Consider the following 12261-nt stretch of genomic DNA (forward strand, 5'->3'; position numbering starts at 1 on the left):
ATGCTGTCGCCCGGGGTGGTCGTGGCCGAGTTGGACGGCGGCGGGGTCCTGCTGGACACCGGCAGGCCCGCCGCGGCCTACCTCGGCCCGACCGCCCTCGGCTGGCTCCGCGGCCGCCCTCCCGCCGCCGAGCACCACGTCCAGCACGCACGCTGTCTCACCCAATGGCGCGCCGCCGGCCTCATCGCACCGGGCGGCGAGCCCGCCGCACCCGCGGTGCACGGCGACCTGGAGGCGGAGGCCGCCGACTGCGCCGCGTGGGTGCCGCATCCCGTGCTCGTGGTGGCGATGGCCGTCGACTGCGGCTTCTGCACCCAACTGACCGCCGATCTGGCGGCGAACGCCCACAGCCTCACGCGTTCGCACGCTTCCGTGCTTGTGGTCGAGGCCGACGGCACCCGGTCGCTCGGCCGGCGCCCGGTCGAACCCGTACCCCGGCGCCTGACCCGCCTCGGTCGACTCGCAGCGCACCGGGGCACGCCCACCGCCGTGCTCCTGGCCGCGGATCAACCGGCCCGGGTCTCGACCGGATTCGACGAGGTCAGCCACGCCCTGGTCGCGCTCAGCGGCGCGGATCCGCAGGTCACGGTCGTCGAGGCACCCACCAGCTGTTCGGTGGACCTCGCCGCCCGGCCCGTCGACGCGGTCCTCACCGCCCGCGTCGACGGCACACGTGTGGGCATCGCGGTACGCGGCCACGAGCCCCGCCGGATCACCGAAACCGCCACCGGCGGCATCGTCGACGACGGCTACACGCCCGTCACCCTCACCGTCGAACGCCCCGACACCTTTTACCTCCTCTTCCGCGGCGGCGAACTCCTCACCCGAGCCCGCACCCCCGTCGCCCTACGGCAGACCCTCGCCGCCGTCCTCGCCGGCTACGCCGACCACGCCCGTGCGCTGCCGGGCAGGATCCCGCTGCTGTGCGGGGCCGCCGTGCACGCCGACGGGCACGCGATCCTCTTCCCCCGTACCTGGATGTCCGACCTCGTCAAACGCACCCGACGACTGGAACAGGCCGGCTGGCAGGTGCGACCCGAGCCCTACACCACGCTGCGGACCGCCCCCGGCACCGGCATCCCCCACCTGACCACGCCGACCCGACCCGACCAAGGAGGCCCGGCGGTCACCGCGGTCCTGACCGGGGCACCCCAGGCCGGCGGCCCGCCGACACGGGCCTGGCTGCTGGCATCCATCGTCAACTGGATCGCCCGCCCCGCCACCACCGACGCCGTCCACGCCCTGGCGGCATCCCTGCGGCCCCTGCCCGTACTCACCGGCACCTGGCAAGAAGCCCTCACCCACCTGACACACCGAGACCACGCCCGCGAAGACCACCCGCGCGCCGGGCACGTCCCCCCGGGCGGCTCGGGCAGGCGGGAACGGTAGCCGCAAACGGGCATGCCCGGCGTGCGAAATCGCGGCAGCGTCGCGTCCGAGCCGTGCCGCGCGAACACGTCGAACGGTCGGGGCCGACGGCGTGGCGCACGATTCGGGCTCGGTGTCGTGCCCGCCGACTCCCGGCAGAGGCAGGGTACTCGGCCGGCGAGGCGGGTCCGGGCGCGGGCCGTGTCGGGGATGCGGTGGGCGTGGTCGGTCTCGTTCGGTGAACCGCCCGCAGCCTCGGGCCGGGCGCCGGCAAGGTGCGCGGGTTGTGAGTGCCGGAAACCCCATCCGCGCCGGTCGGGCGGCATGTCGGTATTCATGGATGGTGCCGCCGAGCCGGTCCCGTCTGCGGATGCGCAACCGCTCGAGTTCGTCGGGGTCGTGATCGGCTTCGCACCGCGCGGGCACACTCCCCCGTCTCGCGTCCCACCTCCATCAGCGCGCCGTCGGACGGATCGGCAGCCTCACCCGTCTGATCCGCCAAGCCGCGATCATCGCCATCCTCGACGGCACCGAACGCATCACCAAAACCAGCCTCGACCGGATCCGCCTCACCCAACAGCCGCACCGAGGGCGTCCCGTCGGGGCGGACGGCGCGGGCCGGGCGGACCAGTTCCGCACACAGCCCTCGCGGGTCGGCCACCTCGTCCAGGGCGTCCACGACGAGTTGTGGGAGCCGTTCGAGCGAGTGGTACCCCAGGCGCCTTCACAGCGCAACACGGCCACCGATCCACGAGGAATGGCCCAACTCATGAGCTGGAGTGTCAAGCGGCGAGTGCGTGGGCTCGGTGGGACCAGGCTGTCGCCTCGTCGTACGGTGTGCCGGTTTTCAGGCAGCCGCGCAGGATGCCGACGAGCGGGTTGGCGAGTTGGCACAGGGCCGCATCGAATTCGATGCCACGAGCTCGTTGCGGGCCGTTCACGAGTGAGGTTGACGAGCGGGAACGGGTCGAACCGATGCTCGGTTTCCCGTGTGTTCAATGATCGCCTTCCACCGGCCGTGAGCCTGCTCAGAGTCCGCGAAGTGCATTCCAGAGGTCGTCGTATGCGCTCCAGCACTCGACGGTGCCGTCGCTGTTGAGAGTGCCCATGTACCAGTCGTCATCGTCGACGGCCTTCACGACGCAGAGGCCGTGGAAGCCCAGGACGATCTCCGGCTGTAGGACCTCGTCCGGACCATGTGGCCGGGGCTCGGCGTAGGCATCGCCGTGCACCCGGCCGACGTCGCCGAAGTCCTGTTCCAGGCCCGCCCCGTCGATCTGCCGAAGATCCTCGACGGCACACCGCCGGGACTGGCCGTCGGCACCGCCCCGCTGCTGCTCCTCGACGCCGTCGTCCGGTTGTTGCGGTTGCTCGACCGGCCCAGGACATCGGTGTACTCGCACCGATGACCAAACGAGAGATCCTGTGGCGGCTCATCACCGGCGAACAGGGCGCCATCGTCCGCCAGTTCGGCCTGCCCGACAGCAGCCTCAACCACATCGCACGGGCAGTGCAGTGGATTCGCGCCAACTACGCGGAGCCCTTCCGCGTCGAGGACGTGGCGCACCTGGCGGGTATGAGCGTGTCCGCGTTCCACCGCAGCTTTCAGACGGCCACGGCAATGAGTCCCATCCAGTTCCGGAAGCAGATCCGGCTCCAGCAGGCCCGGCTGCTCCTGGTCTCCGACGCGCACGACATCGCCGGAGTCAGCCGCCGGGTCGGCTACGACAGCGCCTCGCAGTTCTGCCGGGAATGCCGGCGGCAGTTCGGCGCACCGCCCGGTCGGGACGCCACACGTCTGCGCGCCTTCGCGTCGACGTCCGCGCCTTGACTCCCGGCCGGGATCCGTTCCGGCCGCTCGGCGAGCACACGCCGGGGAAGGTGGCCCGCCTGAGCCTCCATGGCCCCAATGAGGCAGTGCGTCCTGGGGACCGATTGGGGACCACACGCCATGCACGAAACGGCACAATACGATGGAGTTCGAACGTCGTATCGTGCAGCAAGGTGCCCCTGACCTGCAGAAGCACCTCATCTCCTTGACTTGGAGTCGAGGCGCTCGGCTCGCTAGGGTCGGGGGATGGTCGAGGGCAAGCAGGCGCCGAAGCGCAAGAGCCGGGCGAAGCCCGAGGCGATCGAGGAGCAGCCGATCGGAACACCGCGCGAAGCGCCGCTCGCCGCATCGGCCGACGCATCGACCGAAGCGACGGCCGGGGCCGGGCGCGGCCGGGTCGCGAAGGCGCGTCCCTCGAACCGGCGCGGCACCGGCACCGGACCGGGCACCGCGGCCCGGGGCGAACGCCGACGGCAGTTGCTCACGGCGGCGATCAAGCTCTTCTCCGAGCGCCCGTACGAGGACATCTTCATCGCCGACATCGCCGACGCGGCGGGCGTCGCACACGGCCTGCTCTTCTACTACTTCAAGGACAAGCGCGGCATCTACCTCGAAGCCCTCAAGCAGGTGATGAGCGACCTCCAGGAGTTCCAACGCCCGCGTCCGGACGAACTCACCACCCAAGAACGCCTGCGCGGCACCATCCGACGCCACTTCGACTACCTGGGCCGGCACCACCACACCTTCATCGGCCTACGCGGCCTGGACGATCCCGACGTCCGCCGAATCTCCGAGTCGGCGCACACCGCCGGCGTGGGCCTGATCCTGCAACTCTTCGACCTCGACCCCACCCCGCCCCCGATCGTGCGCGCCGCGCTGCGCGGCTGGGTCGGCTTCCTGGACGAGATCACCCTCGACTGGCTGGCCCACGACGACGTGTCCCTGGACGACATCGTCCGCATCACCATCGAGGTACTCACCGCCGCCCTGAGCAGCGTCGAGGACCACCACCCCGGCATCGCCGCGGTCCTCGCCGAGATGCGCTCCTCGCCGAACTGAAACCGGCAACACCTCCCGGCAACGCGGCCGATGTGCACGGCAGTCGGCCACGCCTCAGGGCAACTCGACCTCCACGAGACCGACTTCGGCGCCTGCGTCGACGCCCTTCGCATCACGACCGTCGCGAGCAGCCGGACAAGCGACAACGGGTGAGCCCTTCGCCCGGCCGTACAGCAATGGGCACGATCGAACGATGACCACACACCCCGGACCCCGCCGTTCACCGGACCCCTCCACCGAGGCCGGCGCCACCCGCGGTCCCAGTGGTACTCGCCGAAAAAGCAACGAAGTAGCCCCTGACCTGCCGGCATTCCCCGCTCCTGTTCAGATGCCGCTGCCGAGGGCGTTGCCGCGGTCCGTCGCCGGAGCACGACCGAGGGCGTCCACTGTCGGATCGGGCGCGGTGGTGTGAAGGGGCGGCTCGTTCACAGGGGTAGCCGCGCGCCGACGCCGTACTCGAGCGCATGATGCATGATCGCGTGACCCACCGCGATATCGCAGACGGCCATGCCGATGTTGCTGTTGACGATGATCTCGTCGGCGTTCTCCCGACCGGGCTTCACACCGGCCAGCACCTCGCCGGTCTCGGCGACGACCTCGGGCAGGCCGTCGGGGAAGTACCCCATCGACGCGAACAGTTCGTGTTCCTCGATGCTGTCGACGATGTACTTGTCGGCGCGGTGGGCGGTGCGCGGATCCCAGAAGGTGTTCAGGTCGCACGGCAGGATCGTCTGACCGGCGGTCACCCACTCGTCCTTCACCACCGCGAGCGGCTGATGCAGGATGACCGTCGCCGAGCTCAGCACCTGCGCGCTCTTGACGATCGCTTCGGGCGATTCACCCTTGACGATCCGCAGGCCCAGTTCGGGCCGCAGCTTCGCGATCAGCGCGTCGGCGGCCGCCTCGTTGGTGTCGTAGACGTGGATGGTCTCCAGTTCGGGCATCGCCAGGGCCGCGTAGCGGACATGCTCGATGCCCTGCACGCCGCAGCCGAACATCGCGAACGTGGTGGCGTCGGGGTGCAACGCAGCGGCGGCCAGAACCGTCACCGCCGGGGTGCGCATCGCGGTCAGCCACGCCGAGTCCATGACGGCCAGCGGCACACCGCTGTCCACGTCGTTGAGGACGAGCAACCCGGTGGTCTGCGGGAGGTCGAACGTGCGCGGGTTGTCCGGGTAGCACTCGATCCACTTCATGCCCACGATCCCCGGCCCCGGCAGGTAGGCGGGCATGGCGTGGTAGAAGACGTTGTCGTACGGGTGGACGCCGATCTTGGCCGGCATCTCGTAGCGACGACTGCCGTGCTCGACCAGGGCTTGGCGGGTCAGCTCCAGGATGGTGTCCCGCGTCAGGTGCAGGCGTTCGACGTCCTGCCGGGACAGGTAGAGCAGCTCCGAGCCGATCTGCAACCGGCTTGCGACACGCTCTCGGTCGGTGGGGAGGGTCATCTGTGGGTTTCCTTCGGGCTCGATCCTCACCCGGCGGCCACCGGCCGGGGTCCGTACAGCCTCCAGCCACTGGGCCCCCACCGGCATCGGCACCGATCAGGAACCTCCCCGGCGTTGTTCCTCTCCCCGTAGCAAAGCCGGGATGCCGCTGTCGAGGAGGCGCTGCATCTTCAGTCCCAGGTGCAAGGTCAACCGATCACGGCCGTTCTTCAGGTTCCACCCGGTCTTGTTCTCGATCCGGGCCAGCCGGTAGTACAGCGTCGTCCGGTGGATCATCAGCCGCGCCGATGCCGTCGCGGTGTCCCCCGCGGCATCCAGGAACACCTCGGCGGTGTGGGCCAGCGAGTCGGCGCGTCCACCGGTACCGAGATCGGCGATCCGGGGCGGCACGACCGGCTCGGGAGATGCCACGGCGGCGAGCATGAGCGGACCGTATACACCGGTGTCCCGCCAGGAGGAAACCGGTGCCAACTCCGGGAACTCGGCGGCGGCGAAAGCCGCCAGGACGGCTTGGCGCAGGAGATCCGGAGCCTGACCGAGCGAGCCGGTGTTGCTCACACCGACGAAGACGCCATCGCCTCGCGCGTCGCGCCGCCGCACACCTTTCCGGATCGCCTCGGCCAGCCGTGCCGCCGTACGTTCCACCTGGGTCCGGCCGGTGACCAGGACCGCACCGCGATCGCCCGGCGCGGCCGTGAGCGGGCTGATGGCCGGCCCGTCGTGGCCGGCCCGACCGGTGGACTCCGTGATCACGGCCGCGACCGTCTCGGGGTCGGTGGTGGCGTCGGTGGCGATGACCACGATCTCGTCCCGGGCGTCGACGAGCCCTTGGTCGACCAGGTCCTTCGCGGCGCGAGCGGAGTCCTCGCCCCCGCGCAGGAGGTCGGCCACCAGGGTCCGGCGTCGCCTTTCCTCCTCGGCCACCTGGAGCATGCGCTCGCGCATCCGTGCGGAAAGCCGAACCACGCACGCGCCGACCACCTCGTCGAAGCGCTCCGCGCCTTCATCGATCAGCCACAGATAGCCGAGCAGCCGTCCGTGATCACGGATCGGATAGCACCGTCGGGACTCGAGGCCGAGGGTCGGACTGCCGGGTATCGACAGGGGCTTGTCGGAGGTGGAGATGCCGAAGCTGTCGAGGTATTCGGCGACGCGGGCCGGCAGGTGCCGGGACAGCACCACGTCGATACGGAGCCTGTCCTCGTCGCCGTAGTGACGGCTGGACACGATGAGGCTGCCGCGCTGGTCGTCGACGGCGACCGAATGCCGGATCCGCGCGGCGAGCGAGTCGACCAGTTGCTGGATCGCGTCCGTGTAGGGAGGGATCACCGCGGCACCGCCGGCACAACGCTGCGGAGCGATCGCGCCGACCGATCTCGGACCATCACGAAGTCAGCCTCCATTCGGATGAGTTCGACGGTTTCGGACGCCGCGGAATCCAGTGACGCCGAGGAATCGTGGGGCAGCCACCACCACCGGTGGTTGCTGCCGGCGGATGCCATGCGCGGTGCTTCGTGAAGCGGGCACCGGCGTGGGCCGGTTCGGACACGACGAGCCGCTGGTGTGTCGTGTCCGTCCGCAGCGTCGATGACGGCAACTCGACGTCGCGCACTTCCCGTGGTGAGATCCGACCGGCCCTCGCCCCCGACGTGTTCGGCCTCGGCCCGCGCTCCGCTGTGCTCCGTCATCGACCGCGGGTGACGGCACGGTTCGGCGCGGCCCGGCGAACCGTGTCCGACACCCGTGAGAACGCGCCGCGGGCGAGCCGGCGTTCGGCGACGCCCGCGGCGACGGCGAGTCGTCGACCGTCCTGCACCTTGACCGGACCGGCGCCCGGCCCGGGTTGCCCGGCCCGGCTCGCAGGGCTGCCGTGGACAGGGCTGCCGTGGACGGGACTCGGTGGGCAATACAGCTAGGTCCCCGGAGGTGTCGGGGGGGTCGTGTGTGCGAGGGCCCATGCCCGGACGGGGGCGAGGTCGATCGGTGTGACCTCCGGGAACTCGGCCATCTGCGGTTGCGGGAAGCGGTTGTCGATGCCGAGCAGTACCGCGTCGAAGTAGGCGCGGATGAAGGCGTTCACGAGGTCGATCGTGCGTTGCGGTTCGGCCTTTCCGCCGCCGGGCAGGACCGCCGCGCGGTCGTGGGCCGGGATCAGCACGAGATCCGTCAGTTCGAGGTGGGTCACATCGGTCATGAGCAATCGGTGCACGTCCTGTCTCGTGCCGGCGGTGCGAAGGGGCTCGAAGAAGAACTCGTTGGCGTCGATCGCGGTGACGGGCGGGAAGCCCATGGTCTCCAGTTGCACGCGCATGTCGGTCGCGAGGTGGAGCAACGGGACGCGGATGTCGGTGTCGAGCAGGTCGGACAGGAATTGCCCGCCGTCGAGGTTGACCACCGCCTTCACCCGGGGATCCTGTTGCGCCGTCGAGGTGGCCGCCGCGGCGCCGAAGGACATGCCGAACACACCCACTCGGGCGGTATCGCCGGCGTCGGCGAGGTCGGCGGCGGCGCCGGCGACCGTACCCGTCTCGAGCGCGTCGATCACCGCGCGCATGTCGTCGACCCAACGCTGCGACCACGGGCCCACGGTGTGGTCGTCCAGGAACGCCGGCGTCACCTCGAAGCGCGTCGCGACGTCACCTGTGATCTTGTCCCGGTAGTGCGGGTCCGCGACCGTACCGAGGAACGTTTCGTTGAACACATCGTCGTATCTGACCGTGTCGCCGTTGGGATAGCGCACGCCGCACGCCTCTCCCGGGTGCGCGACACTCCACACGACGTATCCGTGGCTCGCGAGGTGTTCCATCAACGGCGTGTTCTGGGACACCCAGCCGACGGCGCCGTGCGAGTACACGAGTGTCGGGAAGCCGCGGCCGGCCGGCTTCGCGTCGGCGAAGCCGTGGGTCCTCACGTCGGTGAGCCGGTCCACCCATTCCTCGGGCGCGCCCGTCGCCTCGGTGAGCCACCGCAGTGACTGCGCCTCGTCGTCCACGAGGTAGGGGCGGCGGGTCCGGCCGTCGGTCTGTGCCGGGTACCAGACGCGAACCATGAGGCGGCGGCCGTTCGCGTCCTGGGGCCGCAGAGTGGGATGTGTCGTGTCCAGGACCTCGCCGTCCCGGACTCCGACGGGGTAGGGCCCCGTGGGCGCGGCGTAGGTGAGCGCGGCCATCAGCAGGCGTCCTTGACGACGCGGCCGCCCTGGATCACCAGTGCCGCCTTGTCGGGTTCGCCGAATACCTCGGGGTGGTCCAGGGGGTCGCTCGCCCATGCGGTGAGGTCGGCGAGCTTGCCGACCTCGATGGTCCCCACCTGGTCGGCGATGCCCAGGATCTCGGCGTTGACGCGGGTGGCTGCCTCCAGCGCGAGCATCGGGTTCTCGATGTCCGAGCGCAGGGTCAACTCGCGGCCGCGGCCGCGCTGGTCGGCGCCGATGAGGTCGGAGCCCAGGCCGATCCTGACGCCGGCGGCCCGGGCGGCCCGCAGTCCGTCGATCTGGCCCTGCAGGACGGGGCCGACCCGGTCGGCGATCCCCGCCGGCAGGCCGGCCCGTGTGGGGTCCTGGAGAAGTGCGTGCATCGTCGCCAGCGTGGGCACCAGAGCCACTCCCTTCGCCGCCATCAGGCCGGCGGTCTCCTCGTCGATCTCGGAACCGTGTTCCACGCAGGCGACACCGGCGTGGATCGCGTTGCGGATGCCGGCGTTGTTGTGCGCGTGCACGGTGACGTACGTGCCGCGAGCCTTCGCCTCGGTCACGGCGACCGCGATCTCCTCGGTGGTGAACTGGGTGTCGCCGAGCTTGTCGTGGGTCGACATGACACCGCCGGTCACGCACAGTTTGAGGAAGTCGGCGCCGCGGCGAAACGTCTCGCGGACGTTCCTGCGCATCTGCTCGGGCCCGTCGGACAGGAGCGATATCGATCGCAACCCGGGGATGTCGTGGTCGTACCAGTCCGCCGTCGGTTCCCACTCGGCGGCGAAGTGCCCGTGGCCGCCGGTCTGGCACTGGACCGGCCCGCACTGCAGAATCCGCGGCCCGCGTACCTTTCCGCCCGACACCACCCGGGCCAGCCCGGCGTCGATGCCTCCGGTGTCTCGTACGGTGGTGAAACCGGCGTCCAGGGTTCGGCCGCAGTTGTCGAACATGTCCGCCGCCAGTTCGGCGACCGACAACTCCCGGCGCAGGCTCGGGTCGATGTCACTGGACAGCCCGAGGTGGACGTGCGCGTCGATCAGCCCCGGCGTGATCGTCAGTCCCCGGGCGTCGAGCGTCCGCGCACCGGCGATCGGCCTGCCCAGCGCCGTGATGCGGTCGCCCTCGACGTGGATCGCCGGCCCGTGGACGGGATCCCTGCCGGTGCCGTCGACGATCCGCGCTCCCACGATCCAGTAGTCAGGCACTCGTTCGCTCCGTCTCCCGGTGCGTCGCGCGGGCGCCCTCGCCGGGCATGTAGCGCTCGAACCAGTCCAACATGCGGGTCATGAAGTCGATCTGCGCGGGGTAGGCCCGCACTCCGTGCCCCTCCTGCGGGTAGATCACCAGCACCGAGGGCACCCCGTGTGCCCGAAGCGCGTGGTGGAACTCCTGTGCCTGGGTCGGCGGGGTGCAGTTGTCCAGGGCGCCGGCGATGTTCAGACACGGCGTGCGCGCCTTCGCGGCGTGCAGCACCGGGCTGCGTGTGTGCACGCGGGATCCGGGCTGCGTGGGGTCGGCGTCGAGGAACCGGTTGCCCCACGCGGCGATGTTGCTGGTGAAGCCCTGGCTGTACCAGTCGGTCACCGGGGAGATGGGCACGGCCGCCGCGAACCGCGGATCCTGGGTGACGAGCCACGACGACATGTAGCCTCCGTAACTCGCCCCGATCAGACCGACCCTGGACCCGTCGACGACGCCGCGTTCGACGAGCGCGTCGATCCCCGACAGGTAGTCCAGGGTGTCGGCGCCGCCCATGTCGCCCACGACCAGGCCCGCGAAGGCCTGTCCGCGACCGCTGCTGCCGCGGGGGTTGGGGTTGAGCACCGCGTATCCCCGCGACACCAGCAGCGGCACCCACGGGTATTTCATCGACCACATGTCGCGGAACTGCCAGATCGGGCCGCCGTGGATGTTCACGACCAAGGGGAAGGGCCCATCGCCTGCCGGCCTGCACAGGATGCCGTCGATCTCCAGGCCGTCGGGGGCGCTCCAGGTCACCGCTTCCGCGGTGCCGGCCACCGACCGCAGGTAGTCGGTGCCCTCGTGGGCGGTGGACGCGAGTACTCGGTCGCCGTCCCTTCCGGACAACACCAGTTGTTGTGGAAGCCGGTAGGACTCCTGGATCGTGCACACGCGGCCGTCGTCGGTGAACGCGCCGTCGGTGTGGAAGGTACTGCCACCGCAGGCGTTCGCGGTGACGAGGACCTCGGACACGCTGCCGTCGCCGACCCGGACGATGCCGGCGACGGAGTCCAACCGGCGCTGCCCGAGGTAGCCGAGTCGCTCGTCGTCGATCCACTCCAGCCGGGTCACGTCGGTGCCGAGAGTGTCGATCCGCCGAACCGCACCGGAGGCCCCGTCGATCAGAAGGAGGTCACCGGCGACCAGCCAGCGGTCGCTGCACACCGCCTCCGCCACCGCCACCCAGCGGCCGGTCGGCGAGCCGGTCGGCAGCCCGAGTTGAACCTTGCTGTCCAACACCCGGTGGACCGCGCCGTCCAGGTCGATCAGGCTCAGGACCGCGCCGTACCAGGAGTCCTCCCAGGGAGCCTCGGAGGTGACGGCCGCGACCCGACCGGGCCCGCACCACCCGGCTTCCCAGCAGTTCAGGCCCTCGGGGGACAGACGTTCGAGAACGCCGGTGGCGGGCGTGTACAGCCACAGGCTGCGCCAGGCCTCGTCGGCGACGTCGGCGTCCACGCGCGGGAACCACGGCGGCGCGTCGTCGATCCCCCTGCGGTTGGTGCCCGATCCCTGTCCGCCGGAGAGTTCGGCGCCGAGACCGGCGACGCCCAGCAGGATGCGCCGACCGTCCGGCGACCAGTGGAGGTATTCCACCGTTCCGGGAACCGCAGGTGCCGCCTCCGCCTCGCCCAGTCGATCGTCCGCCCGCAGGTGCAACTGGTAGACGCCCTTGTCCGCGCGGTCCGACAGGAACGCCAGCGTGCGCCCGTCCGGGGAGAAGCGCCCCGACCGCGCCGAGCCGCCCGGCGCCGACACCTGCCGGAATCGGCCGTCCTCGGCGGTGAACAGGGCGGTTCGCGGTACTCCCGCGAGTTTGTGCAGGACGTCCGCGGTCACCACCGTGCGGGAGCCGTCGCGCGTCACGTGCGGCTCCCGAAGGCTCGACGGCCGGCCGAAACCGGGCCTGTGCAGCGCATGCAGGTGGTCCAGCACCCTCTCGTACCGCATGGAGGCGCTCCGCTCTTCCAACAATGACTTTTCCCTTCACGTGATGTCCACGCAGCCCGTCTCCCCGCCACTTCGTCGAACAGGGGGCGGGTGGCCGCGACGACACGCGGCACGGGGCGTTCGTTGTCGCCTGCGGCCCGAACAGAGGTCGGACGATCGCCGTCTCGGCC

Annotated in this window: 8 protein-coding genes and 2 pseudogenes; 5 read left to right on the top strand and 5 right to left on the bottom strand. The window is 70.6% G+C overall.

What is annotated here, in order from left to right; translation table 11 throughout:
- From ABZ374_RS23580 to ABZ374_RS23600, 5 genes and pseudogenes are all read left to right on the top strand, one after another.
- Window positions 1-1389, top strand: a complete 1389-nt coding sequence (locus ABZ374_RS23580; protein WP_360314117.1) for a hypothetical protein — start codon at window positions 1-3, stop codon at window positions 1387-1389.
- 391 nt (window positions 1390-1780) lie between these two features.
- A pseudogene (locus ABZ374_RS23585) lies at window positions 1781-1939 on the top strand (ATP/GTP-binding protein); the annotation flags it as partial.
- Between the two features lie 625 nt (window positions 1940-2564).
- Window positions 2565-2764 (top strand): annotated as a pseudogene (locus ABZ374_RS23590) (AraC family transcriptional regulator); the annotation flags it as partial.
- Between the two features lie 9 nt (window positions 2765-2773).
- On the top strand, window positions 2774-3199 hold the full coding sequence (locus ABZ374_RS23595) for an AraC family transcriptional regulator (protein ID WP_360314291.1): 426 nt from the start codon (window positions 2774-2776) through the stop codon (window positions 3197-3199).
- A gap of 246 nt (window positions 3200-3445) precedes the next feature.
- Complete coding sequence (locus ABZ374_RS23600; RefSeq protein WP_360314119.1) at window positions 3446-4258, top strand: TetR/AcrR family transcriptional regulator; 813 nt, start codon at window positions 3446-3448, stop codon at window positions 4256-4258.
- 425 nt (window positions 4259-4683) lie between these two features.
- Here the strand turns inward: ABZ374_RS23600 and ABZ374_RS23605 are convergent, their stop codons facing one another.
- The 5 genes from ABZ374_RS23605 to ABZ374_RS23625 form a co-directional block, all read right to left on the bottom strand.
- Entirely contained in the window at window positions 4684-5706 is a 1023-nt protein-coding gene (locus ABZ374_RS23605; RefSeq protein WP_360314121.1) for an ornithine cyclodeaminase family protein, read from the bottom strand.
- 96 nt (window positions 5707-5802) lie between these two features.
- Window positions 5803-7035 (bottom strand): helix-turn-helix domain-containing protein, encoded by a 1233-nt coding sequence (locus tag ABZ374_RS23610; RefSeq protein WP_360314123.1) that lies wholly within the window; start codon window positions 7033-7035, stop codon window positions 5803-5805.
- Between the two features lie 583 nt (window positions 7036-7618).
- Window positions 7619-8875, bottom strand: coding sequence for a hypothetical protein (locus ABZ374_RS23615; protein WP_360314125.1), 1257 nt, complete (start codon window positions 8873-8875; stop codon window positions 7619-7621).
- On the bottom strand, window positions 8875-10104 hold the full coding sequence (locus ABZ374_RS23620; RefSeq protein ID WP_360314127.1) for an amidohydrolase family protein: 1230 nt from the start codon (window positions 10102-10104) through the stop codon (window positions 8875-8877). Before ABZ374_RS23620 ends, ABZ374_RS23615 begins: the two co-directional genes overlap by 1 nt.
- Entirely contained in the window at window positions 10097-12091 is a 1995-nt protein-coding gene (locus ABZ374_RS23625) for a S9 family peptidase (RefSeq protein ID WP_360314129.1), read from the bottom strand. The genes ABZ374_RS23620 and ABZ374_RS23625 overlap by 8 nt, the downstream gene beginning before the upstream one ends.
- Window positions 12092-12261: the final 170 nt, after the last annotated feature.

Source organism: Embleya sp. NPDC005971, assembly GCF_040629175.1.
Taxonomy (GTDB): Bacteria; Actinomycetota; Actinomycetes; order Streptomycetales; family Streptomycetaceae; genus Embleya.

What these genes read in the sequence shown, in the direction of transcription:
- ABZ374_RS23580 (WP_360314117.1), top strand. Translation starts at nt 1, where the DNA reads ATGCTGTCGCCCGGGGTGGTCGTGGCCGAGTTGGACGGCGGCGGGGTC.
- ABZ374_RS23595 (WP_360314291.1), top strand. Translation starts at nt 2,774, where the DNA reads ATGACCAAACGAGAGATCCTGTGGCGGCTCATCACCGGCGAACAGGGC.
- ABZ374_RS23600 (WP_360314119.1), top strand. Translation starts at nt 3,446, where the DNA reads ATGGTCGAGGGCAAGCAGGCGCCGAAGCGCAAGAGCCGGGCGAAGCCC.
- ABZ374_RS23605 (WP_360314121.1), bottom strand. Translation starts at nt 5,706, where the DNA reads ATGACCCTCCCCACCGACCGAGAGCGTGTCGCAAGCCGGTTGCAGATC.
- ABZ374_RS23615 (WP_360314125.1), bottom strand. Translation starts at nt 8,875, where the DNA reads ATGGCCGCGCTCACCTACGCCGCGCCCACGGGGCCCTACCCCGTCGGA.
- ABZ374_RS23625 (WP_360314129.1), bottom strand. Translation starts at nt 12,091, where the DNA reads ATGCGGTACGAGAGGGTGCTGGACCACCTGCATGCGCTGCACAGGCCC.